The sequence below is a fragment of the Gluconobacter sp. P5E10 genome (assembly GCF_018812145.1).
Taxonomy (GTDB): domain Bacteria; phylum Pseudomonadota; class Alphaproteobacteria; order Acetobacterales; family Acetobacteraceae; genus Gluconobacter; species Gluconobacter cerinus.
Genome location: NZ_JACRVZ010000003.1, coordinates 21,014 through 45,848 on the forward strand (window position 1 = coordinate 21,014; position 24,835 = coordinate 45,848).

The 24,835-nt window shown below is 55.7% G+C and carries 22 protein-coding genes, 1 tRNA gene and 2 pseudogenes; 11 read left to right on the forward strand and 14 right to left on the reverse strand.

Annotated elements, in window-relative coordinates:
* Positions 1-19: 19 nt before the first annotated feature.
* Genes KP707_RS06565 through KP707_RS06585 form a run of 5 tightly spaced genes read left to right on the forward strand, consistent with a single transcriptional unit; the run spans position 20 to position 5,835 of the window.
* Positions 20-2,359: a TonB-dependent receptor gene (locus KP707_RS06565; RefSeq protein ID WP_211502540.1), complete on the forward strand. Its 2,340-nt coding sequence runs from the start codon at positions 20-22 to the stop codon at positions 2,357-2,359.
* A gap of 15 nt (positions 2,360-2,374) precedes the next feature.
* Entirely contained in the window at positions 2,375-3,163 is a 789-nt protein-coding gene (locus KP707_RS06570; RefSeq protein ID WP_211502541.1) for a deaminated glutathione amidase, read from the forward strand.
* On the forward strand, positions 3,160-4,449 hold the full coding sequence (locus KP707_RS06575; RefSeq protein WP_211502542.1) for an MFS transporter: 1,290 nt from the start codon (positions 3,160-3,162) through the stop codon (positions 4,447-4,449). Before KP707_RS06570 ends, KP707_RS06575 begins: the two co-directional genes overlap by 4 nt.
* Positions 4,439-4,858: a hypothetical protein gene (locus tag KP707_RS06580; RefSeq protein ID WP_211502543.1), complete on the forward strand. Its 420-nt coding sequence runs from the start codon at positions 4,439-4,441 to the stop codon at positions 4,856-4,858. Before KP707_RS06575 ends, KP707_RS06580 begins: the two co-directional genes overlap by 11 nt.
* Before the next feature lie 29 nt (positions 4,859-4,887).
* Positions 4,888-5,835, forward strand: coding sequence for a nitrilase-related carbon-nitrogen hydrolase (locus tag KP707_RS06585; RefSeq protein ID WP_211502544.1), 948 nt, complete (start codon positions 4,888-4,890; stop codon positions 5,833-5,835).
* A gap of 30 nt (positions 5,836-5,865) precedes the next feature.
* Here the strand turns inward: KP707_RS06585 and KP707_RS06590 are convergent.
* The 3 genes and pseudogenes from KP707_RS06590 to KP707_RS06600 all read right to left on the reverse strand — a co-directional run bounded on the left by KP707_RS06590 (position 5,866) and on the right by KP707_RS06600 (position 8,661).
* Positions 5,866-6,629, reverse strand: a pseudogene (locus KP707_RS06590) (IS5 family transposase).
* A gap of 364 nt (positions 6,630-6,993) precedes the next feature.
* Positions 6,994-7,830 (reverse strand): alpha/beta fold hydrolase, encoded by an 837-nt coding sequence (locus KP707_RS06595; protein ID WP_211502546.1) that lies wholly within the window; start codon positions 7,828-7,830, stop codon positions 6,994-6,996.
* 79 nt (positions 7,831-7,909) lie between these two features.
* Positions 7,910-8,661, reverse strand: a pseudogene (locus tag KP707_RS06600) (SDR family NAD(P)-dependent oxidoreductase).
* Positions 8,662-8,774: 113 nt separating this feature from the next.
* Here KP707_RS06600 and KP707_RS06605 point away from each other — a divergent pair.
* Positions 8,775-9,668, forward strand: a complete 894-nt coding sequence (locus tag KP707_RS06605; RefSeq protein ID WP_211502548.1) for a LysR substrate-binding domain-containing protein — start codon at positions 8,775-8,777, stop codon at positions 9,666-9,668.
* Positions 9,669-9,783: 115 nt separating this feature from the next.
* Here KP707_RS06605 and KP707_RS06610 read toward each other — a convergent pair whose 3' ends face one another.
* Complete coding sequence (locus KP707_RS06610) at positions 9,784-10,767, reverse strand: NAD(P)-dependent alcohol dehydrogenase (RefSeq protein WP_211502549.1); 984 nt, start codon at positions 10,765-10,767, stop codon at positions 9,784-9,786.
* Positions 10,768-10,847: 80 nt separating this feature from the next.
* On the opposite strand from KP707_RS06610, the gene KP707_RS06615 reads away from it, so the two are divergent.
* Positions 10,848-11,195, forward strand: coding sequence for a helix-turn-helix domain-containing protein (locus KP707_RS06615; RefSeq protein WP_211502550.1), 348 nt, complete (start codon positions 10,848-10,850; stop codon positions 11,193-11,195).
* A 181-nt stretch (positions 11,196-11,376) separates the two neighbouring features.
* On the opposite strand, the gene KP707_RS16755 is transcribed toward KP707_RS06615, so the two are convergent.
* Both KP707_RS16755 and KP707_RS06625 read right to left on the reverse strand, forming a co-directional pair.
* Complete coding sequence (locus KP707_RS16755) at positions 11,377-11,589, reverse strand: hypothetical protein (protein WP_252348841.1); 213 nt, start codon at positions 11,587-11,589, stop codon at positions 11,377-11,379.
* A gap of 334 nt (positions 11,590-11,923) precedes the next feature.
* Complete coding sequence (locus tag KP707_RS06625; RefSeq protein WP_249202842.1) at positions 11,924-13,330, reverse strand: coniferyl aldehyde dehydrogenase; 1,407 nt, start codon at positions 13,328-13,330, stop codon at positions 11,924-11,926.
* A gap of 100 nt (positions 13,331-13,430) precedes the next feature.
* Here KP707_RS06625 and KP707_RS06630 point away from each other — a divergent pair, with 100 nt between their 5' ends.
* Entirely contained in the window at positions 13,431-14,039 is a 609-nt protein-coding gene (locus KP707_RS06630) for a TetR/AcrR family transcriptional regulator (protein WP_211502552.1), read from the forward strand.
* A 134-nt stretch (positions 14,040-14,173) separates the two neighbouring features.
* On the opposite strand, the gene KP707_RS17135 is transcribed toward KP707_RS06630, so the two are convergent.
* Genes KP707_RS17135 through KP707_RS06640 form a run of 3 tightly spaced genes read right to left on the reverse strand, consistent with a single transcriptional unit; the run spans position 14,174 to position 15,492 of the window.
* The gene (locus KP707_RS17135; RefSeq protein ID WP_373687781.1) at positions 14,174-14,524 is read right to left on the reverse strand and encodes a glutathione binding-like protein; all 351 of its coding nucleotides are present in this window, start codon (positions 14,522-14,524) and stop codon (positions 14,174-14,176) included.
* Positions 14,421-14,936 (reverse strand): glutathione S-transferase N-terminal domain-containing protein, encoded by a 516-nt coding sequence (locus KP707_RS17140; RefSeq protein WP_373687783.1) that lies wholly within the window; start codon positions 14,934-14,936, stop codon positions 14,421-14,423. The genes KP707_RS17135 and KP707_RS17140 overlap by 104 nt, the downstream gene beginning before the upstream one ends.
* Positions 14,878-15,492, reverse strand: coding sequence for a glutathione S-transferase N-terminal domain-containing protein (locus KP707_RS06640; protein ID WP_211502554.1), 615 nt, complete (start codon positions 15,490-15,492; stop codon positions 14,878-14,880). Before KP707_RS06640 ends, KP707_RS17140 begins: the two co-directional genes overlap by 59 nt.
* Positions 15,493-15,610: 118 nt before the next feature.
* Here KP707_RS06640 and ftrA point away from each other — a divergent pair, with 118 nt between their 5' ends.
* Positions 15,611-16,606 (forward strand): transcriptional regulator FtrA, encoded by a 996-nt coding sequence (ftrA, locus tag KP707_RS06645; protein WP_211502555.1) that lies wholly within the window; start codon positions 15,611-15,613, stop codon positions 16,604-16,606.
* Positions 16,607-16,779: 173 nt separating this feature from the next.
* Here the strand turns inward: ftrA and nhaA are convergent, their stop codons facing one another.
* The 5 genes from nhaA to KP707_RS06670 all read right to left on the reverse strand — a co-directional run bounded on the left by nhaA (position 16,780) and on the right by KP707_RS06670 (position 20,482).
* Positions 16,780-17,976, reverse strand: a complete 1,197-nt coding sequence (gene nhaA, locus KP707_RS06650) for a Na+/H+ antiporter NhaA (RefSeq protein ID WP_211502556.1) — start codon at positions 17,974-17,976, stop codon at positions 16,780-16,782.
* Positions 17,977-18,673: 697 nt separating this feature from the next.
* A tRNA-Ser gene (locus tag KP707_RS06655) sits at positions 18,674-18,764 on the reverse strand.
* Positions 18,765-18,804: 40 nt separating this feature from the next.
* Complete coding sequence (locus KP707_RS06660) at positions 18,805-19,434, reverse strand: phosphoribosylanthranilate isomerase (protein ID WP_211502557.1); 630 nt, start codon at positions 19,432-19,434, stop codon at positions 18,805-18,807.
* Complete coding sequence (gene pyrF, locus KP707_RS06665; RefSeq protein ID WP_211502558.1) at positions 19,431-20,141, reverse strand: orotidine-5'-phosphate decarboxylase; 711 nt, start codon at positions 20,139-20,141, stop codon at positions 19,431-19,433. The genes KP707_RS06660 and pyrF overlap by 4 nt, the downstream gene beginning before the upstream one ends.
* A gap of 8 nt (positions 20,142-20,149) precedes the next feature.
* Entirely contained in the window at positions 20,150-20,482 is a 333-nt protein-coding gene (locus KP707_RS06670; RefSeq protein ID WP_086633227.1) for a lipopolysaccharide assembly protein LapA domain-containing protein, read from the reverse strand.
* 583 nt (positions 20,483-21,065) lie between these two features.
* On the opposite strand from KP707_RS06670, the gene KP707_RS06675 reads away from it, so the two are divergent.
* Positions 21,066-21,581, forward strand: a complete 516-nt coding sequence (locus tag KP707_RS06675) for a protein-export chaperone SecB (protein WP_249202843.1) — start codon at positions 21,066-21,068, stop codon at positions 21,579-21,581.
* Between the two features lie 49 nt (positions 21,582-21,630).
* A complete protein-coding gene (locus KP707_RS06680) occupies positions 21,631-24,831 on the forward strand; it encodes a glycosyltransferase (RefSeq protein ID WP_211502560.1) in 3,201 nt (1,066 codons plus the stop codon).
* The last annotated feature ends 4 nt before the right edge of the window (positions 24,832-24,835 follow it).

Sequence of the window (24,835 nt, forward strand, 5' to 3'; positions counted from 1 at the left end):
GCAAACGGATGGAAACGACATGATGAGCATGCCTTCTTCATTCAGGCAGAGACATTCCCTTTCGGCCGGGGCAGTTCTTCTCTGCGGAACCGCATGCCTGATTTACATGCCGGTAGCGTCGGCAGAGACGTCGATCACGCCTATGAAGCACACCAAAGCCTATCTTGCACGCAAGTCTCCGCTGCTGGTGGCAGCGAAGAAAAGAACTGCGGTTCAGGCCTCCCGGGATGAAAGTCTTCAGGTTCAGGGACGGCATATTTTTGCATTTGGCCAAGCGCAGCGTCAGCCTGATTCCAACACACGAATTTCGGCGCAGACCCTGCTGGAACGCCGGGTAGTATCCGTTACCGACCTTCAAAATCTGGCCCCGAACCTGACGGTCCAGTCCCTGAAAGGAACGCAGAGCATCAATTACCATCTGCGGGGCGTCGGGCTTGATGATTATTACGAAAACAATGTTTCATCAGTCATGGTCTATCTCGACGGTGTAGCCTACCCGTTTTCATCCATGACGGACGGTATGATGTTCGATATCGCGAATGTGGATATCGCGCCGGGTCCGGTAGGCTTTACCCACGGTATGTCAGATACGGGTGGTGAGGTTTCGCTGCAGTCGAATGATCCTACGCCATACTGGCACGGGAATATTACGCAAGATATTGCCAGCTATGCCCGCTCCCGCACCAGCGGCTTCATCTCCGGGCCACTCGCCAGAAACCTTTCCTTCAGGGTGGCTGCACAGACGACACAAGGCGGGGGCTGGCAGTATAATCCGCTGAACGGCGCCCATCTGGGTGATCAGAACCAAACTGCACTCCGTGCCAAACTCAAATGGACACCGGATAGCAAGACTGTGGTTGCTTTAGGAGGCCACTGGACACGGGATCTGTCTGAACTGATCAACGGTAATCCAGTCATCAACCTTGCGCCAGCCTGGCAGAAATACCCGCAGTTTTCCGGCTACAGACAAACGGCGTGGGGTATTCAGCCCGGATTTGCGAAGCTTATTGGACGCCCTGAGAGCCTGAAACCTTCCGAGGATAATATCTTCTGGGGAGCTGATTTCCGGATTAGCCGGGAGCTGGGTTTTGCACGACTGGAAGCCGTTTCGGCGTTCGAAACAGAGCGGCAGGGTGAGTATTCTGACGAGGACGGAACCGAACTTGCGACGGGGGATGTCTACCGGAACGTTAACGGCAACATCTTCTCACAGGAACTGAAACTGGTTTCCACACTCCCTGGAAAACTGCACTGGACCGTCGGCGCATATTACAATCGTTCGCGGATGCAGCAACAGTTCTACAACAATTTCAATGATTATCAGGGCCGGGGCTATATCTCGGAGAGTTCCTACGATCAGAACCAGCAGGCATTTTCGCAATACGCAAACGTGAGTTACGATATCACGAAGACCATCACATTGTTTGGCGGCGTGACCCACATGTCGGACGACCGGCAACTTCTGAATTTCCGGACCATAAAATATGGTCTGAATACTCTCAATTTCGCTCCCGAAGGTGCGCTGACCAATCAGCTGGGAGGGCTGCTCGGCATCCAGGTGCAGCTGACCCAGCATCTTCAGACGTATTTCAAGGTTAGCAAAGGCTTCAAGCCCGGCGGGTTTGCCGCAAACAACACGGTGGCACAGGCTCAGCTCAAAGCCTTCAAGCCTGAGTCTCTCATGTCTTATGAATTGGGCTTCAAGAGTGATCCGCTACCGGGGAAGCTGCGCCTGAATGGGGCTGCTTTTTACTATGATTACCATAACCAGCAGGTTGTTTCGAGTTTCCTGCTGAACAATTACGGTCCGCTCGGAACGTATGTAAATGTTCCTCATTCGGCGATCTGGGGTATTGAACTCAGTGCCGAAGCCCATCCGGTGTCCCATATCTATATCAACGGAAACATGGGTTATGAACGCGGCTCTTACACCTCGTTTTATGCGCTCAATACGCCGGCCGTGAACGCCTACCGTGTGGCGACCGGGGTCTACAAGGCGTTCTATACGGATTATCGCGGTTCCGATCTGGGGATTCCAAAACTGACGCTCAGTGGGAGCATCGCTTATCGCGCTGATCTTCCCTACGGACTTTCGACCGATCTGGGTGTCAACGGCAATTACCGGGATTCACAGGCGATGACGATCGGCGGAACCGGCGCCTACAGGTTGCCCCCATACTTCCTGATGGGCACCTATGCCACCGTCGGGAACAAGAAGCAGGGTTGGAACGCCACGATCTACGTCACGAACCTTCTGAACCGGCATTACAGCATCACGTCGTCTTCGCAGAGCACGACATATCAGCACGTACCTGGAGCCCCGCGCTTTATCGGCGGTCGCCTAAGTTATGGCTTCTAAGGAAGAAAWGGCATCATGAAAGTCGCATTGGGACAATTTGCAGTCGCCGCTGACTGGGAAATCAACCAGAATCAGTGCCTGGAGTTGATCGAACGTTCGAAAACCGAAGGTGCCGATCTGCTACTGCTCCCCGAGGGTATTCTGGCTCGCGACATTAACGAGCCAGAAATCATGCCCCGGACCGCCCAGCCTCTCGATGGCCCCTTCATGGAAGGACTGAGGCAAGCGAGCCATGGGATTGCCGTGGCCGGGTGTGTAAATGTTCCGGACGGGCAGGGGCGTTTCTTCAATACGCATTTCGTTCTGAAGGACGGCGCCTTCATTGCGCTGTATCGCAAGTTGCATCTTTACGATGCCTTTAACATGGAAGAATCTCGGCTTACATCGCCCGGTGTTGACCTGCCGCCTGTCGTGGATATCGGCGGCATGCGAGTGGGTCTCATGACCTGTTACGACGTCCGCTTTCCAGAACTCGCCCGCCATCTCGTGCTGGAAGGTGCAGAAGTCCTGCTTCTGCCTGCAGCCTGGGTGCGGGGGCCGGCCAAGGAACGACACTGGGAGGTCATGGCTGTTGCGCGTGCTCTGGAGAACACCTGCTATGTCATCGCGGTCGGAGAATGCGGCCCACGAAACATCGGCGCCAGTATGGTCGTTGATCCACTTGGCGTCATAACACTGGCGCTGGGTGAGGGGCCTGCGCTGGGTTTTGCAGCTCTGCTTCGTGAACGGCTGGATCACGCCCGTCGAGTTCTTCCGGTCCTGGAAAACCGGCGCTTTGCTGCTCCGGCGCTAGCTGACGCATGACGCTGGAACAGCCAGCCCTGCGGGAGAGGCTGCGTCCGTGGTTCGCGCTGGTAGGCCTGGTGGTTCCCGTGAACCTGATGATGGCGCTCGATAAAAACAGCTTTGCGCTGGCAGCCCCTCGGATCGGGCAGAGTCTGGGGCTCGACTATGTGCATGTCTCGCTGGTGATTGCCGCCCTGTCGTGGAGCTATGCGATCATGCAGTTGCCCAGCGGCTGGCTGGTGCATCGGCTGGGGCCGCGCCGGTCACTGGGGATTGCCTGTCTGCTGTGGTCCCTGACAACGATGCTCATGCCGGTTGCAGCCGGATTCATGTCCTTTCTCGTTCTGCGAGTGGCCATGGGAGCGTTTCAAGCCCCGGACTGGAGTGCCAGCGTTGTCGCTGTTCACGACTGGTTTGCCCCGGCGCACAGGTCACGCGGGAATGCCGTGTTGCTGGGGGCGCTGTATCTTGGTTCGACTATCGCCGGCCCCCTGACGACCGAAACAACTCTAATATTCGGCTGGCAGCGCTGCCTGTTTGTGTTTGGCTGTATGGGTACCATCCTAAGCATCGTATGGCTGCTTCTGTTCCGTGACGGCCCTTATCGGCACCGGGAAGAGTCACCTTCACTGTTTCCCGATATGCACATCCTGTGCCAGCTGGCTGGATCGGGGGGGGTCTGGGCCATCGGTGGGTTTTATCTATGCATGCTGGCCGTGCAGTCCTTCTACCACGTGACGCTGCCGCAGTACCTTCTGTCCGCACGTCACCTATCATATCGGGAAATGGGGTGGGTGTTCAGTCTGCCTTGGTTCTGCCTCTACGGTTCGGTTGTTGCGAGCGGCTTTGTTAGCGACAGCATCTATGCGCGGACGGCATCTGTCTTCCGGGCGCGGGTGCTGTTCGGTGCGCTCGGGGCCGCCACGAGTGCAGTGTGCCTGGAGGCGGCTTCACTATGCCACAGCACACTGGCTTCGGTGGCCCTCCTCTGTGCGGCACTGGCTGCACTGGGGCCCTGCCAGGTTTCAATCTGGACGCTGGCACAGGGGCTGACCCGGCATCACGCTGCCGTAGTCGTTGGATGGGCTGGGTTTTGTGGAAACCTTGCAGTGGGCATTGTGCCCATACTGACGGCCCATCTTCTCCAAACGGGACTGAGCTGGCCCGAAGCACTGCTTTTACCCAGCATACTCGGCACGCTCGGGGCAGTATGCTGTCTGCTGACAGGATATTTTGGCCAGATCGACGAGTGCCGGGACACGTCTTTTTTTAGAAATATTTCAAAGGAATTTTATGATGTTTGAGGCTTTCAACGGCGTATGGGTAATTGAAAACGCGTCCTCCTCATGGAGTGACGGAAACTTTCCTCCGGATATGTGTCTGAAGCTCTGGCTGACGTTTCAGGATGGGCGTCTGATCTATCATTCTGAAAATGACACGGACAAAAGCCAGCCCGTCAAAATGCTCGATTACGATACACCGCTGACCGGAGAAATCAGCCCGCTGCGGGGAAGTATGCGGTTTGACAGTGTCCGTGTTCGCCAGATCTCGGAACGGGAATTTGAAATTCTGGAAATGCTGGGCGACGATGTTATCGTGGCGGCCTATTGGCGCTTTTCGGATGACGCGAAAAATCTCTGGCGTTGGGGGGTGGGGAAATCTCCTGAAGGACGTTCGCGGTCCTACGAAGAACTGTTTATCCGCCAGGATTGATCCGCATCGATTGCATGAAAGATTCGTATATGACCAAGCTTCGCGTTGCCGTCATTCAGGCGGGAAGCACCTTGTTCGACACTCCAGCCACGCTGGATCGCATGGAGATGCACTGCGAGGCGGCGGCCGCTGAGGGCGTGCAACTGGCGGTCTTTCCTGAAGCATATATCGGGGGTTATCCGAAGGAGCTGACCTTTGGCGCCGTGCTGGGCAGCCGGTTTCCCGAGGGGCGAGAGGACTATCTGCGGTACTGGAAGTCGGCCATTGCAGTTCCGGGGCCTGAGACGGATCGGATCGGATCGTTTGCGGCAAAGATGACTGCACATCTGGTCGTCGGGGTGATCGAGCGGGATGGGGCGACCCTATATTGTACAGCCCTCTTTTTCGGACCAGATGGCGCGCTTCTGGGCAAGCATCGCAAGCTGATGCCGACCGGCACCGAACGTCTGGTCTGGGGGCAGGGTGATGGGTCCACCATACCAGTGCTCGATACGGAGATTGGGCGTCTCGGGGCGGCAATCTGCTGGGAAAACTATATGCCGGATCTGCGGCAGAGCATGTATGCGCGCGGGATCAATCTCTGGTGCGCGCCCACGGTGGACGAACGTGATATCTGGCAGGCTTCCATGCGGCATATTGCCTATGAAGGGCGGACATTTGTTCTGAGTGCATGTCAGTTCATGACGCGAGCAGATGCTCCGGAGGATTATGACTGCCATCAGGGGAATGATCCAGAAACGGTGCTCATCCGAGGTGGAAGCATCATTGTCAGTCCGCTCGGAGAAATCATTGCCGGTCCAGTCCATGACCGTGAAGCCATCCTGACGGCGGACATCGATCTGCATGACGTCATCCGCGCCAAATATGATCTGGATATTGCCGGACATTATGCCCGGCCGGATGTGTTCAGCCTACATGTCAATGAAGCTGCGCGGAAGACAGTATCTTTTTTTAGTGACATCTCGTTTCAAGCCTAAACTCGTAGCCCGAAGCTTTAGGTTCAGGACTCATAGCCAGCAGATGACGGTTGCTGCAGCGAGGCAGATGGCGGAGAAGAAGACTGTCGGGCATCTGTCATAGCGTGTTGCGACCCGTCTCCAGTCCTTGAGCCTCCCGAACATGATCTCGATCTGGTTGCGTCTTTTGTATTTCCGCCTGTCGTATTTTATGGGTTTCCCTCGGGATTTTCGGCCAGGAATACAGGGTGTGATCCCTTTTTCCTCCAGGGTATCCCTGAACCAATCAGCGTCATAGCCCCGGTCTGCCAGCATCCATTGGGCTGCCGGAAGACCGTCCAGAAGGGCAGCAGCACCGGTGTAATCACTGATCTGGCCTGCTGTCATGAAGAAGTCGAGCGGACGTCCGCTCCGGTCGGTGACGGCATTCAGCTTCGTATTCATTCCGCCTTTGGTGCACCTAACCAGACGGCCTGGCGCCCCGTTTTTAACCGCAGGCTCGAAGCTGTACGATGGGCCTTGAGATAGGTCACATCAATCATGATCGTCTGAGGCGCTGCCTTGTCGGTATCTAGTCCATCCATCATGCGGATATGAATATCCTCAGAGCACTCCAGCGCTTCCAGCGGTTGTAGAGCGTCTTGTGGGGATTGCATTCCCTAGTTTCATCGCGCCAGCGCAGGGCCATTCCGATCGACGAAGATGACGCTGCTAAGCACGCAACAATCATCAACGAGGGGTCTGCCGCGGCTCTTTGGGAAAAAGCGCTGCAGGATCTTCATCTGTTCGTCTGTCAGCCAGCACAGATCGCTCATCTTCGGCCTCCTCAGGGAGCCTGAATTACTTCATCCCACTCATATCAATGAGTTCTGAGCCTAGCATGAGTACTGATTACTTTGGGCTATTTTTACGTTGAATAGCGCCCGAACCAGCCGCCATGGACCAATGTTCGCTTAATGCGCCAGCCAGCTAATAGGCTGTGGGTCAGTTATGTCCGCTATTGGGATGCAGGTGGGGGCGTCGTAAGTCTGACATGTAGGCGTAAGCAGACTGACCGGGCTGATCATTCATTGCAGATCCGGCGCGATGGCGCACTTCGCTGCATGGTGTGGCGGGAAAGGCCATGATCACATCTTACAARCCGGCCACGGCAGCTAAGCCGTGACCGCATATGGGTATTCAGCTTTCAATAAACGCAAGGAGATCCGTATTGAGTACCTCCGCATTGACTGTCAGCATTCCGTGCGAGAAGCCGGGATAGGTTTTAAGGGTGCCATTGACGAGTAGTTCAACCGACTTGAGTGCTGAATCAGCGATCGGCACGATCTGGTCGTCTTCTCCATGCAGCACGAGTGTCGGTATCGTAATGCTCTTCAAATCCTCGGTCTGGTCCGTTTCGGAAAAGGCTTTGATACCCTCGTAGTGCGCCTTGGCGCTCCCCATCATGCCTTGGCGCCACCAGTTTTGAATGACGCCCTCTTGCTGGCTGATACCCGCGCGATTGAACCCATAAAACGGCCCGGCTGGCACATCGCGGAAAAATTGTGCCCGGTTGGCTGCGAGGGCAGCGCGAAAACCGTCGAACACCTCAATCGGCAGGCCCTCGGGATTTGCTTCAGTGCGTATCATCAGCGGCGGGACAGCGCTCACCAGAATGGTTTTGGCGACACGTCCGGACGGCTGACCGTATTTGGCCACATAGCGCGCGACTTCGCCACCACCAGTGGAATGACCGATATGCACGACGTTCCGAAGCTCCAGCGCTTCGACGACGGCGAACGCATCCGACGCATAATGGTCCATGTCATGTCCCCCCGAGACCTGCCCAGAGCGCCCGTGCCCTCGACGGTCATGGGCCACCACGCGGAAGCCGTGCTGTAAAAAGAACAGCATCTGGGTATCCCAGTCGTCGGAAGAGAGGGGCCAGCCATGATGGAACATGATGGGACGGGCGTCTTTCGGGCCCCAGTCCTTGTAGAAGATCTCGACATCATCCTTGGTGGTAACGAACGACATGATTATCTCTCCAAAATTCAGATGGTGACGGTTGTCACTAGACCGACCCGGACAAGCCCGGGGTCGGTTTTGATGGCGTTCAGATCTGTTTCTGCCCACCGTCAACGTAGAGTTCGATGCCATTGATGAAACTGGCCTCGTCAGATGCCAGAAACAGAACCGAGCGGGCGATTTCTTCTGGCTGGGCCACGCGACCTGACGGGATCACGCCAGCGAGATAGGCCTTGGTTCCTTCGGCCTGTTCGCCGCCACCAAAAAGCGCGTTCAGACCTGCCGTGTCGGTCACACCCGGACTGACCGCATTGACGCGAATATGTCGGTCCTTGAGGTCGAGCATCCAGTTTCGTGCAAAGCTGCGTACGGCTGCCTTCGTTGCAGAATAGACATGAGAGCCGGGGTTCCTGCGGCGCTGACATTCGAAGCATTCAGCACGATCGAGGCCCCATCGCGCAGCAGGGGAAGCGCTTTCTGTACTGTAAAGAGGACGCCCTTGACGTTACTGTCAAAAGTGGACTGATAGTGTTCCTCGGAAATGGCACCAAGTGGCGCAAACTCCCCGCCGCCAGCATTGGCGAAGACAACATCGATCTGGCTGTGCGTCTGCTGGACGGTGTCATACAAACGGTCGATGTCGTCCAGATGGCCCATATCACCGCGTACGCCCGTTACCTTGCCACCAATGTGTGTGACAGCGGCGTCGAGTGCCTCCTGTCGTCTGCCAGTGATGAAAACGAAGGCGCCTTCATCGGCGAAAGCTTTGGCGGTGGCCAGACCAATGCCACTGGTGCCGCCTGTTACGATCACGACCTTGCCATCAAATCCGTAAGTCATTGTTCTGTTCCTTAATCTCAGCGCTCCGTTTGCGCCTGTAGGAAAGAGATGACACTGGAACGATCATCGCTGTAGATAGTAATATTGATACACAGCGTTCAGAGAGAGGAACGATGGAGCGGCGGGATCTCAACGATTATGCATATTTCGTAGCGGTCGTTACGCATGGCGGCTTTTCGGCCGCTTCGCGCGCGTTGCACGAGCCGAAGTCAAAACTCAGCCGCCGCATCGCCGAACTTGAAAGCCGGCTTGGTACACGTCTGATCGAGCGGTCCAGCAGGCGCTTTCGCGTCACGGATCTTGGTCGGGCATTTTATGAGCGCTGTCGGACTATGCTGGATGAAGTAGAAGCTGCAGAAGCCCTCATCAGCGCCGCCCAGGCTGAGCCAGCGGGCATCGTTCGGTTTAGTTGTCCGACCGGTATGGTTGCCGTGATCGGTCATCTGATGACAGGCTTTCTGGATCGCCATCCCAAGGTGCGGTTGCAACTCCTGGCGGTGGATCGGCCGGTGGATCTGATAGAGGAGCGCATCGACCTCGCGTTACGGGTTCGTCTGGCTCTGACCTCGGATGCAGCTTTGACCATGCGTACACTGGGGCGCTCCACACGTATTTTAGTCGCGCATCCGCGTGTAGCTGGGAGCATCAGAACCCTGCACGATCTGGGGAATGCATCGCTGTTAACAACAAGCGACGAAGCAACAGACTGCATCTGGCCTTTGATGAATACCCATGGCGAGACCCATGAAATACGCCGAATGCCCCGGTTCGGATCGCAGGATATGGGCATGGTGCGGGATGCGGCGATTGCAGGGTTAGGTGTTGCCTGGCTCCCGGATCATTTTGTTCGGGAGCCACTGGAGAAGGGCCTGGTGGTGCAGGTACTGCCGGACTGGACGGGACCGGAAGGGATCGTCCATCTCGTATTTACAACGCGGCGTGGGCTGCCATCAGCGGTGCGTGCGTTCATCGATCACCTGGCAGCTGGATTTCCGAAGCGTTTATAAGCGCTGTGCTTTGGCGTCAGAGACGGCCGTTTCTGGATAACAGAGTTTTAATACTGATGATGCCCTAAATGACGGCGGTTACCGTCTACCTGTGTCACGATTATTGATCAGGGTGTCATTCTCCGATCCGTATTACCAGTTTACCAAAGTGACCCGCGGCTTGCAGAGCGTTATAAGCCGCTTCTGCGTCTTCAAACGAGAAGACACGATCGATCTGCGGAGAAATGTTCGTTTTAACCAGAGCCCGCAAGGTCGCGACCGGCCCCACATAAATGCCCTGAAGCGTGATCCGCTTTTCAAGGAGAACCCTTGTATCAACAGGCCCCTCGAAACCAGTCAGCACGCCCATAAGCGAGATCCGGCCGCCGAGGCGGGTCGCTTTCAACGTTTTATTCAGCGTTGCCGGCCCCGCGACGTCAACAGCTAGGTCTGCACCCAGTCCATCCGTCAGGCGCAAAACTTCATTCTCCCAGTCCGGCACGCTGCGATAGTTGATCAGGTGATCGGCACCTAGCGTCTTGGCACGTTCTAGCTTCTCATTCGAACTGGACGTCATGATCACGCGTGCACCCGCTATCTTGGCGAGTTGCAGGGCAAAGATTGAGACACCACCGGTCCCTAGAAGAAGTACAGTCTCTCCTGGTTGGACAGGACGTCGTTCAAACAGGGCAGACCATGCCGTAACGCCTGCGCATGGAAGGGTGGCGGAGGCTTCGAAAGTCAGGTTGTCAGGAATACGGACTACGCCCGTTGCAGGCACTACGATGCGTTCGGTTAGAACACCATTAAACCCTGGGCCGCCAAGGCTCGCTCTTCTGGCTTCCGTGAATTCACCGTCCAGCCATTTTGGCATGAAAGCAATTACGACACGGTCGCCAGTCGCATATCCCTCGACACCGTCGCCAAGGGCTGAAACCACACCTGCACCATCCGACATTGGAACCAGATCGCTAAAGCGCTGTGCTATGAGAAGATCACGATAGTTCAGGGATGCCGCCCGAAGATCAACGACAATTTCGCCATAGCCCGGACGAGGGTCTTCACTCTGGATAAGCGTAAGTTTCGGAAGATCATGTCCTGTCAGGATGTAGTGTCGCATGGAGATTCTCCTTTTCCCTGACGACATATATCCTTATCTGGTTACTGGCAGGAGTACGTACAAAATGAACCTGTACTATCATGGATGATAGTGCCTCCCGTAGAGGCCGTCGCCGACAGGCTGGCCGCACGGGCTGTGCTGTGGAAGCAACGCTCTCCGTTATCGGTGGCATCTGGAAGCCGGTCCTGCTGTTTCATCTGCTGGAAGGAAAACTGCGCTTTAACGCGCTCTGCCGACTGGTTCCTTCGGCAACGGCCCGGATGATCACACTGCAATTACGGGAGCTTGAGGCAGACGGTGTCGTCAATCGTATTGTCTATCCAGAGGTTCCGCCGAAAGTCGAATACGAATTGACTGAACTTGGACGATCTTTAGAGCCTGTGCTTGTCAGTATGCGGGACTGGGGCGCCCGGCTTCAGAAGGCGTAGAGCGTCGGAAGGCCGGCCCCTAAAAATCAAATGGCCCTACCGGAGATTGAAGCAAGATCCCCTCTGTGTTTCAGAGTAAAAAGGTCCACTTCCCGAACCGGATCATAGTGTACCAAATGACCGATATGTAGGCGAGTGCTACCCGCCCGTTTAATTCCTGATCTCAGGGATTCTGACCGGGTCATCTCATAAGTTGGCAGTTTGAACTGGCGATACGGCGCAGATCCGCATTGTCATACGCCCGGTATCCGTCATCCGTCTGTCCCTGGAGACCGACAATCGCCTTTGCGACGGTTTTCGCATCAATTGCGCCATATCGGAAAAGCCTGCCGACCATGAACGGTGCCAGTGGCGCTGCCAGACGCTGCCCGATCGCCTCCATCGGCCGTGCCACTGCACGGTGACTCAGCAACATCGCGGGCCGCAGGATGTCCACGCGGCGGAAGCGAGGACATAATCGTGATCGACGCGAAACATCGCCGCCTGCGATCCTGCGGCACGAATTGTTGTGCCCAAACAGGAAATCACCACGTCAGTGTCGGAAGGGGCCACATTAAGCAATGTTATTTCCGACGCAGCGCATAGGTACTCGAAATCAATGATGTGATCGGAGCTCGATGATTTTCGACGTGTCAGGCTAGTGACAACGGTATCCGGCCGCGTAGCAAGGTTCGCATCGACAGAACGTCCGATGAGGCCGGTGCCTCCAATAAGCAGAACGCGCGTTGTCATCGCAGGATCAGATTTGTGATGCCGTCTGTGAGCTTGCCGAACGGTGGCTGAAGCAGCGTTGCGGCATTGAGGCGGCCCTGTTTGTAAACGCCACGAGGATGAGTGAGCGCCATAAAGCCTTCCTTCCCGTGATAGGCCCCGATGCCGCTCTCTCCCACACCGCCAAAAGGCAGATCGTCCTGTGCAACGTGCAACAGGGTGCCGTTGATGGTGACGTTACCCGAAATCGTGCGCTTCAGAAGCCTGTCGCGATCAACGCGGTTATCGCCAAAATAATACAGGGCCAGAGGACGCGGCCGGGCATTGATGAAGGCAATCGCCTCGTCCAGTGTGCGGTAGGTCAACACCGGCAGGATCGGTCCGAAAATCTCCTCCTGCATCACCGCCATTTGCGGCGTCACATCCAACAGCAGCACAGGTGCCAGCACATGGCTCTCGTCTGAATTGCTTCCCAGACGGATCACCTGTGCGCCCCGCGCCGCAGCATTGTCGATCAAGCCGGTCAGCCGCGCGTAATGGTGGGCGTTGAGGATGGCTGTGTAATCTGGAGAGGCGGCGTAACTACCCGGATGCTGCTTTTTTACAGCCTCCTGATACGATGTGGCAAATGTATCCCTGTCGTTTTCATGAACCAGCACATAATCCGGCGCGATGCAGGTCTGTCCGGCGTTGGTCAGCTTGCCGAACGCCACGCGGTTCGAAACCCGCTGCATGGAAAAACCGGGCTCGATCACCACGGGAGACTTGCCGCCAAGTTCAAGCGTAGCCGGGGTTAGATTGCGCGCCGCCGCTTCAGCAACCTTCTTTCCAACCGCCGTGCTGCCGGTGAACAGGATATGATCGAAGGGCAGAGCCGAAAAAGCAGCGCCCACTTCGCCATCGCCAGTCACGAGAGAAACCTGCTCCGGCGGAAAGGCGGCCCGAACGATCTCGCCAATCACCGCCGATATGGCCGGTGTAAATTCCGATGGTTTGAGCATGGCGCGGTTACCGGCGGCGATTGCGGTCGCCAGCGGCACAAGGGCCAGCGAGACCGGATAATTCCACGGCGCGATAATGCCCACGACACCCACCGGTTGCCGGACCACCCAGGCACGACCGCACTGGGAATAGGCCGATACGTGGCGACGTTCGGGTTTCATCCAGTGCCCCACGTGCGCGATCATGTAATTGATCGACTGCACCAGTGGAATCAGTTCCACGATGGCACTTTCCCGTTCAGAGCGCTGGCCGAAATCCGTTTTCAGGGCGCATACGATCTCAGTCCGCCGTTTCAGGATTTCGGCTTTCAGACGCCGCAGATCGGCCCTACGCTGTTTCAGATCAGGTGGCCCGGCACGCAGGAATGCGGCACGCTGACGGTCGAGAATACGGTGCAGGTCAGCGGGAGTAGCATCGGACATTGCGTCCTCCATGTTTACACGAGAAACTTATGCAGGCAGGATATGGAGCAGAACAATCCGGTGTCAATAAAAGTTTCTTCTGTAAACATGGACCTCACGAATGAGTGAAACCAAGGACCGCTCCTATCATCACGGTGACCTGCGTCGCGCCCTGATCGATACGGCGCTGAATATGCTGGCGGCAGATCAGAACTGGGCCTTCACGCTGCGGGAGGTGGCGCGGCGCACCGGTGTCAGTCACGCGGCCCCTTACAAGCATTTCCGTGATAGGGAAGAACTGCTGCGGGAACTGGCACGGATCGGCTTCGTTAGACTTGGGGAGACCATGACAGAGGCTATGTCCCCGGATATTCCGTCCACACGCGCGCAATTCATGGCCGCAGCGCAGGCCTGTATCGGGTTTGCCTGCCAGAACGCCGGTCTTTATCGCCTGATGTTCAGTTCCGATGCAGACAAGACAATAGATCCGCCGCTGCATGACGCGGCCATGAGCACATTCGGGATTCTTCTGGGCCTTCTGGAAAGGGGACAACGCGACGGAAGCTTCCGACCGGTTGCCGTCAGCGCCCTGGCGGCGGCAAGCTGGGCGCATGTGCATGGTCTGGCCATGCTGACGATTAGTCATCAACTGCTTGAAGAGACTGTAGGCCCTGAACCGGTTCTGGGCGCTCTGGACGTGTTGCTGGATGGCATGTGCTGCACTGATTGATCGGGCTACCGCACAACGTCCGCTTTTCGGAACTGGTAACACGCTCCTTGATGATCGGCATGAGGGCGTTTGCAGCCCCTCTGCGTATTCCATATCTGTATTGGGCTGGGGCTGATGAGTAAAAGGTTTTGTTCTCAGGGAGAATGATGCCCCCGGACGCCAGAAATTGCCGCAAAGTCGTTTTTTTCCCGTTGCTCGCGTCCGACTGCCATACCGCGTATCACAGCGGGCCTTGCCATCACGGTATCGAACCACATTTTCAGGTGGGGAAAACTTCCAAGATGCTGACCCTGCTTCTCATGCGGCACGATCCAGGCGATACAAGCGATATCGGCCACTGAGTAATCCCCCGCGAGATACCCTCGATTCCTCAGGCGACGCTCAAGCACACCGTACAGGCGCTCGACTTCCCGCGTATATCGTTCGATAGCATAATCGATCGGGATTGGGGCATACTGCCGGAAATGGTGAGCCTGCCCAGCCATTGGTCCAAGCCCCCCCTACCTGCCAGAACAGCCACTGGTCGACCTCGACACGCTTCCGTTCTTCGCGCGGATAGAAACACCCGAACTTGCGGCCAAGATATTGGAGAATAGCTCCCGATTCAAACACCGAAATTGGCTCTTCGTTCGGTCCCCGTGGGTCAATCAGTGCAGGAATACGGTTATTTGGAGAGAGCTTTAAAAATGCAGGCTCGAATTGCTCACCCTTAACGAGGTCAACGAGATTCACTCTGTAAGGAACAGAAAGCTCCTCCAGCATGATGGTGATTTTCCAGCCATTGGGTGTCGGCCAGTAATAGAGGTCGATTAAATCGCTCATATATCCGCTCAGTGTGTCACGCGAAAGAAAACGCGGAAAAGCTCTCTGTTTCTTCCGCACGGGCGGAAAGAGCATCAAGGGCTGGGTAGGCTTGGGCTTCGATGATCTGTGGCAGCATATGGCGAGAAAAACGGAAAGCGACAGCACTACTGACGTCCGCCTGAAGCGGTCGCTCGTCAAATAACCAAGCGTCGGTCTGACTAATTTCCTCTTCAAGGAGCCGATACGCAGCTATCAACTGGGCATGAACGCGATCAACCCAGGGCTGGTACTGCTTTTCGGGAGGACGAAGCTTTCTCTCGTAAACGATCTGTACTGTCTTCTCGCAGGCTCCGAGTGCAAGGCCGATGATCCGCTGCGACCGTATGTAAGTCGCCAGATCACAGGGCATCAGCTTGAGGTGCGGTGGTGCCAGTCGCTCACCCAGTTCAAGGATCAGTCCGGAGTCCATCAGCCCGGTTCCATCATCTGTGACCAGTGTGGGTGCCTTCACGACCGGATTGACCGTGGCGAAGGTGTCAAACGCCGAGAATACGGATAGGGGCTGGTGGTCGAAGCTTATGCCCTGAAGGTGAAAGGAGATGGCGACACGGCGCACATAAGGAGAGTCGAGCATTCCGATCAGCTTCATGGGATCAATCCTGGGTTCGAGATGATTTACCTGTGGGATCAGTGATCCCGTTTACGAGGACGCTAACGAGCAGACGACCGTGTTGTAAGTGGCCGGATTGGCAATTAACGTAAGGATCATGCCAAACGGTCCCAGTCCTCTCGTCGTCATCGTTGCATATGACCAGCTCTGCACCTTTGAATTCGGTTGCGCCTTCGAGGTATTCGGCCTTTCACGCCCTGAAATGGGGCCGGGCTGGTATCGCTGCCTTACGGCCGCCGCTGAACCGGAACCGATCCGTGCAGCAGGCGGTCTGCGACTGGAAGCAGTCGGCGGACTAGAGCTTCTCGATCGTGCTGAAACGATCATCATTCCGGGCTGGCGGGGGCCAGATGCTGTGGCACCTCCTTCATTGCTCGACGCGCTCCGTCGGGTACATGCGGCAGGAACCAGAATCGTCTCAATTTGCGGTGCGGCATTTGTGCTGGCGCAAGCCGGTCTGCTCGCAAACAAACGTGTGACGACGCATTGGCGTCACGCTTCAATACTAGCGTCCCGATATCCTGACATCGTGGTTGAAGGAGATGCGCTTTATGTGGATGAAGGAGACATTCTGACATCTGCAGGAAGTGCTGCAGGTCTCGACCTGTGTCTGCATATTGTCAGGAAAGATTTTGGATCGAAGGCTGCAAACAGCGTAGCGCGCAGACTGGTCGTCGCAGCACACAGAGACGGCGGCCAGTCGCAGTTCATCGAACGCTCTGTTCCTCCTCCGTCAGGTGCACGGCTTTCGGAACTCCTTGAGACGGTGCAGAAAAGGATTGGCGAAAAGTGGACTCTTGAGCGTATGGCCGAGATCGCTCATGTCAGCGTCCGAACGCTTCATCGCCATATTTGTGAAGCAACGGGGCTGCCGCCAAGTGAGTGGATCAAGCGGCAACGCATTGCTTATGCTCGCGATCTTCTGGAGGAGACGACTCTCTCTGTTGATGAGATCGCACATAACACAGGCTTTGGCACAACGACCAATTTTCGTCAGCATTTCCGGACCGCAACCGGACTTTCTCCAGCCCGTTACCGATGTCACTTCCATGCGCACGATCTAGCGACCACGTCCCCTATGCAGAAATCCTGATACAGGCTTGGAGCTAATTTCTAAAATCCAAAGTCAGAATTAATCCCAGGTGCGCGGCAATCGAAGCTTTCATCCGATGGATTTGCTTCGAACCTCTTTTTCTACGGATAAATAATGCAAGCATTCCGGTCGCTATGGGGGAAAGTGGAATGTCAGCTCTGAGTTGTACTTTTCTATTCCCGGACAGGTTGGTACGAAAAACGCAACCAAAGCCATCCCAGCAGAGCAGACAAAATAGAACCAGCGAAGATACCCATCTTGGCTGGCACAGCCAGATCGGATCCGGAAAATGCCAGGTTCGCTACAAACAGGCTGATTGTGAATCCGATGCCGCACAGCAGCGAAAGACCAAACAACATTCCCGTTGGTGTTTCAGCCGGAAGCGTCGCAATCTTCAGGTGGGTCGAAAGTAGTGTCGCGCCAAAGACGCCAACAGGTTTGCCAATAACCAGCCCCAACATGATCCCGAGCGGAACAGCGTCCAGCATCATGCTTGGTTGGATCCCGACCATCGAAACACCCACGTTCATGAAACCGAAAAGCGGCAGAACGATCCAGGTGACGAAAGGCGTCAATGCGGATGAGACACGATCGAGAGGCGCAGACTGCTTGGCATGCTTTTCCAACGTGGTTGCAGGCAGACATAGGCCGGTGATGACCCCGGCCAGCGTTGAGTGCAAACCGGACTCCAGAAGCGCCACCCACAACAGAACGCCGCCGATGCCGTAGCTCCAAAGGGTTTGGATCCCAGCCCTGTTCGCCCCGACCAACGCGGCTATGACGATCACGACTGCCATGAGCGCTGGCCAATACAGGGCGCTCCCGTAAAACAGGGCGATCGCCACGATCCCCAGCACATCGTCGAAAATGGCGAGCGCCATCAGCCATGCTCTAGCTCCCGGTGAGACATGCCTTCCGAGAGCAAGGATGAGCGGCAATGTGAACGCAGCATCCGTTGCAACAGGCACGGCCCAGCCGCGTGCTGCTTGCGGATGCCCGGATGTCACCAGAAGATACGTCAGGGCGGGAACAATCATTCCGCCCAATGCTCCGATAAGCGGTAAAGCGATGCGGCGTAGTGATGACAGGTGCCCCGAGACGATGTCCTTCTTGATTTCAAGAATGACTACCAGAAAAAACAGGGTCATGAGTCCGTCAGAAACCCATGCGTCGATGTTCTCCGGTCCTCGCGCTCCTAAGCAGGTTAGGCTCAAAGGCGCAGTTATCAGGGCGGTATAGCTCAACGCCCAAGGCGAATTTGCGAGGCTAAAACCAGCGAGAGACGCCAGCAGGAGGATAGATGCTCCACCTGCGGGAGAATTAAGGAAATGTCGAAGGTGGTCGGGCGCCGTAGTGGAGGCTTCAGTCATTTCTCTTTGTTAACCGGGACAGGCTTCCAGACAACTCAAATGTCTCGCTTTACATCCGCTTTTCCAATGCCCGTTTGATGGGCTTTGGTGTCCAAAGCGAGGCGAAACTGGTCTTTCTGCCGCGTTTAAAGGGGAAACATCCTTTCGAATGCCTTCTGTCCCGTCTGAGTAAACTGGATCGTTCGGCTATGGGGAAGGTGGATTGCCAACCCCTTTTGAAAAACGAAGTCCATAAGACTTCTGCCTAATGAACCTCCAAGGTGATACCGCCGTTCACTCCAGTCCAGACAGTTCCGGCAATGCGGGGGGTGCTTCTTCGATAAAGCTGTCAGGTCCACTCCCAGCGAAAGAAGAAAGCTCTCTCCCTGCGGGGTCAGGCTTAACGCGTCTTCATCGAGAACCAAAAACGCCCGAGCCAGAAGGCTTTCGTACATCCGCACACCGGCTTCGCCTACCAGATGTCGGTAGCAGACGCGCGCAGCTCTTAGGGTTTGCCAGCATCGGCCCAGCGATCACGCGGGATAGACAGACGAGCAGAGTATGCTTGGCCACCTGTCCGCCTCAAGCCGTGCATATCATCATCCTGTAGAGCCTTCTTGGTCATGGAAGGACTACCGACGAGGTGCTACCAGCATGGTAGTGGGCTACTACCGGCATGTGGTCATAACTGACTGATTTCATTGGGTTTCTAGACATATGGCGGAGAGAGTGGGATTCGAACCCACGGTACGCTATTAACGTACACACGCTTTCCAAGCGTGCGCCTTAAGCCGCTCGGCCATCTCTCCTGTCGAGCGAGGTGGTGTTTACGAAAGGTCTGTTTGAAGATCAACCCCTTATGCGGGTTTTTTCGACGAATTGTTCAATTAATTTGTGAGATTTTTCACCCACGCGGCTTTCAACACCGGAAGACACATCCACAGCGGGCGCTAAACTGGCGTTAATAGCCTCTTGAACATTAGAAGGCGTCAGGCCACCTGCCAGCATCCAGAAGGCTGGAGCTTTCCATTCCTGGGTCAAGGTCCAATCGAATGTGCGCCCAAGCCCGCCCGGACGATCGTCTCCATCCTGCCGGGGAGCTTCAATGACATATCCGTCGATATCCGCGCGAGCAGGAAGATCCAAAGCGGACTTCACCCCACGTGCTAACCAGATGGGAAGTCCAAATCGACTTCTGATTTCTTTTGCACGTTCAACTGAATCGTAAATCTGCAGAACATTGAGCGGCACTGTTTGCAGAGTGTGCTCAATTGTTTTGTCATCGGCTTTGACGAACAACCCGACACGAGAGGGCGTAAGACCGCCTGACACACTCTCATGCAGCCGGCGGGCCTGTTGCGGCAAAACGTATCGCGGTGATGCCGGATGAAAGACGAAGCCAACCCAGTCTACGCCTAAACTGGCGCAAAGCTGCATGGTCGCGACATCTCGCACACCGCAGATTTTAACTTTCGTCATACGCTCGCAAGCTCAGCCATAATAGCTGCCGCAGCTTTTGCGGGATTGGGCGAACGCGTGATCGGGCGACCTACAACAATCCAGTCCGCTCCTGCTTTTGCTGCCTGAGTGGGCGTCATGATGCGCTTCTGGTCATTGGAAGCGGTACCCTCTGGCCGAATGCCAGGAACAACCAAAACCGGATCATCGCCCAAAGCGTCTCGCAAAAGAGCAATCTCATGTGCCGAGCATACAAGGCCATCCGCACCGGCACGAATGGCCAGTTTGCCAAGACGCAGAACCTGTTCCCGTGGCGTAGCCTCAACACCGGTTTCTCTGAGCCCGGCTTCATCCATGCTCGTCAAAACAGTTACGGCTAGCAGTTTGGGGCGCTTTTCGTCATTCGGAAAAGCCTGCTCCAAGGCTTCCCGGGACCGTGAGATCATCTCGGTGCCGCCACAGGCGTGAATTGTCGTCAGGGCAGGGCGCAATGGCGCCAATGCAGACAGTCCCGAAGCTACAGTATTGGGAATATCATGCAGTTTGAGGTCCAGAAACAACTCATGCCCGGCAGACACGGACTTCACGGCATCCAGACCACAGGCATACGTAAACTCGAGGCCAAGCTTGATGGCATCAACAGCATGCCCAAGACTTGAAGACCACTCTTCTGCCTGCGTTCGACTGTTTGTATCAAAAGCGGCAATCAGCCGGGTGCGCTTGGTCATGGGTGAAGTCAGATCCGGTTTTCAGGTGAGGACACTGTTGTCGTGGCAGCAACAGGCGGGGTCTGGAGGCGATCAAGGCGCTGGTGCAGCTCAACAAGCTGGCTTTCCAGAGTGCGAACGTGCGCTTCAGAGCGACGAGCTCGGGAGCGTTGACGAAATTCACCCACCCAGCCCGTGAGAAACCCGAAGATCAGTCCCACGACACCGATGCCCAGCGCGAGCGTACCTACGGACAGATGCCAGCCAAAAGAAATCAGCCAGATCGGCTCAAGGTCCGTGTTGCTCAGGGCAAATACGATCAGTACAGCCAGAAAGATGACAATAAAAAGAAGTCTCAGCATAGGAATGTCCTATTCGTGCTGCCCGTGAGGCAAGAACCGCACCACGGGAGGATTGATTTCCTGTCAGCACTCATGATGTGCTTGCGTCTGGAACATAACCAAGCACCGATGCTGACGTTCCTTTAAGGCGATAACATTCTCAGCGCCTCACTGAAAGGGAGAGCTGTGTCCGAAGTCATCCCCCTCCGACCGACACTTCCAAAAGCTGATCTTCTCTGGGCTGTCATTGCTTCACAGGGAAAGCGCAAAGTCGTCGCAGATATTCATTTATCCCAGAAGGCCGCTGAGGCCGACTGCCAGTGGCGCATGGCTCAGGTCAGGACCTACTCGCGATTTCTTATCAGTGAGCAGCAACCACCGCCTGTGTATCACATAGAGCGCATACGCCGGGCCGAATTACCCAAACGATGGGCACCGTTGCCAGCTTTGGGAATGCTACGTGGCAGGTTCATTTGAGATCAGCAGAAAGTGTTGCCGGGTAGCCAAAATGCCGCCCTCATGACACAAGACTGTTTCAGACATGTTGCTGCGCTTTCAGACGACTACGCAGGACACCGTGCATAGCTTACAAGGTAAGGTCAGGATGAACGATCACGATCACGCAGACACACTTCAGGGCGCTTCGGGCGTTTCTGCAAGCCCGGCTGCTGCCCCTACACTCGTCCTTGGCTCTCAATACCTTCGCACACTGTCCATCGACGTACAGAATACGCCTGACATATATCGCGATATTTCAGGCGAGCCCCATATCGGCATGACAGTCGACGTGACAGCTCGGCAGCTTCCGGGAGGGCACCCGAATTTCGAAGTCACGCTGGTGATCCGTGCTCAGGGTCTGGACGCCCCGCAGTCCGCCACACACAATGCGCGTACACTTTATGAACTTCAGATCGCTTATGCGGGTCTCTTTGCGCTTTCCGGTCTCGTCACACAGGCAGATGTCGAGCCTCTGCTGCTAGTCAATGCTCCTGGGTATCTGTTCCCGTCCGCAAGAATAATCCTGCTTAATACAATCCGGGAAGCAGGCTTCCCTGTGGGCAATATCCAACCGATCAACTTCCATGATCTCTGGCAAAGCCGCCGCACTCAACAGAACTGAAATACTGCTGGCACTGAAGTAAGAGTTTCGCGCAGAGGAAACGGTCCGCATGAGCCTGAAAGACTACATCCTAGCTTCCCCGGCTTTTTCCGGTAACCGTCCCCCCGTGTGGGGACGTTTTGATGCGGAGTGGTACCGGACACGCTATGCTCACGTTCTGCGCGAAGAAAAGCTTCTGAGCGATGACGGTCTGCCGCTGAACCTCAGCAATGAGGCGATGGAAACTCACTGGCTTGAAAAAGGTGCCAGCAGAGGCCTCTCACCAAACCGGTTCTTTGATGAGGAATGGTATCTTCGTCAAAATCCGGACGTTCGAGACGGGATCAGTTACGGCGTCTTCAGCTGTGGCTTTCTGCACTATTGTGAAAGTGGCTTTCGCAGCCGCTCGCCACACTGGCTATTTTCAGAAACGGACTACTTCAGCCGCAATCCAGACGTCAGTTTGCCTGTCCTGATCTCTCAGGGGTTCAGCAACGGGTATGATCATTACCTGACCGACGGCGAACACGAGCACAGACAGGCACATCCCTTTTTTGAAACCTCCGTCTTCCGGATGGCGAGCCTGAGTCGAGGCTTGTCATACGATTACGGAAAGGGAGACTTTCGGCAGTTCCTGATGTCATCTGAAGCAGGTCTGTGCCGTAGTTCCTGGTATTTCGACCCGGAGTGGTATCTCGCTACATATCCCGATGTCGCAAAAGCAGTAGAGCAGGGCCTCTTTCTCAACGCTCTTCATCACTACCTGACAAACTCAAATCCCGTCGCGTACAGTCCGAACCAATGGTTCAGCGAAGCGCACTATGCTCAGCTGTATCCAGATGTCGCCGCGATCGTAGCGGACGGTGGCTTCCGGAATGGGTACGAGCATTTCATCCGGTTTGGCGCACGGGAAATGCGTGTCCCGCAAACGGGGGTAGATCTTCAGGCGTTTGCTCACCACCCTGGCGTTCAAAGAAAGCTCAGGGAACGGCATTTCAGAGACATTTTTGCGCTCTGGGTGCAATCACAGAGCGCTCTGGGTGTAGAAGAAGACATCCCGGATGCAACGGCACAGCAGTACCAGAATCTGGACCTGCGACGCGCAGAAACACTTATTCCGTCTATCGTCAGGGCGCCCCTTGATTTCCGCCTTATTCGCCCGGCGGAAGTCAGTGTCATCATCCCGGTGGCTAACCAGTTTCTGGACACGCTTTCCAGTCTGGCAGCCCTGCATGCCAACGGCGCAGGCACTCTCGATGTCATTATTGTCGACGCCGGATCAACGGATGAGACCGCGCAGATCGAACGTTTTGTCAAAGGGATCCGCGTTCTGCGTCCCTCGTTCCGCGCGAGCAGCAGTGAACAGGTCAATCTGGGCGTAGAAGCAGCGCGCGCTCCCATTGTACTCCTGATAGAACCGGGAACGCAGCCCTTTCCGGGCACCATTAGAGCCGCGCTTCAAGCCTTTAAGACACCTGATGTCTGGGCCGTTGGTGGACAGTCCCTCGGTCTCGATGGACGCGTGCTGGAAGCTGGAACAGTCGTATGGCGTGATGCCTCTACACTGCGCTTTGGCACCGGAGCCAAGGCAAACGAACCCACAATCGGGTTCTGCCGTCAGGTAGACGCCATTTCGATTGGCATGCTGTTTTGTCGTCGGCAGAAACTCGCAGAATGCGGCAGCATTGATCAGAATTGCATCGGCTCGGAAGCACGACTGCTTTCCCTGTGTCTGGCCCTGCGTCAACATGGCGGAAAAATCGTTTATGACCCGTCAATCCTTGATCGAACCAGACCACCAACCGCACTTCCAGCCGATTTCCTGACACGCAATCAGAACTGGTTGCGGCGGCGCTTCTCGTCCCTTCTTTCCAGACACCCCATGCAGGGCAGTTCACTGTTCAAGGCACGTTTTGCATCTGGCGTGCCAACCGTTCTTTTTCTGTGCGACAGACTGCCACATCGCTCGCTGGGGTCTCCCCATCTACGACGGCAGGATCTTGTTCTCGCGCTAAGCCAGAAGGGACACCACGTTACGGTCTTTCCAATCGACGGAGACGTCACGGATACTGTAACGACCGCTCTGGATTTTCCGGCCGACATCGAAATCATGAACGACAGCGATATTACCGAGTTGTCTGATTTTCTGCGCGACCGCAGCGGATCTTTTGACATGATCTGGGTAAGTGGCAGCAGCGCGCTGCGACGTACCGCTACAGTTCTTCGCGCACATGCGGCTACTCTGCCTGAACTGAATATCGTTCTGGACCTGGATGGAACAGGCGCGGAAGAGACCTATCTTCGCAAACGGGTCGGGGCGGTTGATGATCGTGAGCAGATGCTCGATGACCTCGATCAGGAACTTGCAGATGCCTGGATGTGTCAGGTCCTGGTAACCAGCCATGAGGCGGAAGCAGACAGTCTCCGTCAACTTGGCTACGGCAATGTCAGGCAACTGGACCAACTGCCAGTTACCCCTCTCGCGAGTACGCCGGGCTTCAGTGAACGCTCCGGCATTCTGTTTGCCTTACCCGTACTTGATGCTGGAAATGCAGTACATGACGGGCTGAACTGGTTCATGCTCGACGTTATTCAGAAACTTGAGGGACGGCTTCCGCCAGACGCAACAGTTCTTATCGCGGGCCAGATTGGGGATGATGTCGATCTAACACCTTACACCCGTGCCTCGCTTGTCGAGCCGTTGCCGTCCCTTGTGAATATGAGCGCTCTGTATCGTTCTCGCCGCATCCTGGTTGATCCATCACGCGTCATGAGCGCTTCTGCCAAGGAAATTCTTGAAGCTGCGGCTGCAGGTTTGCCGGCAGTACTGACAGAAACAACACGAGCCCAGTTGAATTGGGAAGATGGGAAAGATTGCGTATCCGGCGGTTTCTGTGACCCTGATAGGTTTGCTGATGCAATCGTGCACCTATATCAGGATCAGGCACTTTGGAACGAAATCAGCAATCAGTCTCGTCACACAGTTTCCGAGACGTCGAAAGCAATCCGCTTCGACCAGCAGCTCAATGCCATTCTGGCATTGGCAAGCGGCCAGGACGCTCTGCCGACTCAAACCCATCCGCCACGCATGATCCGGCAGAACAAACCTGCAGGGCCCATTGCGCCTGCTCCGATCCGGCTGCAACCCCGTAAAATATCTGACACCCCGACACCCGCGCCAATCTCTGATGACGAAGATCACGGTGACGTAGCTTCGTCAAAGACGCTCGCCCCGCGCGTCGGAATTTCATTACCGCTTTCGGAACTTTGACCTA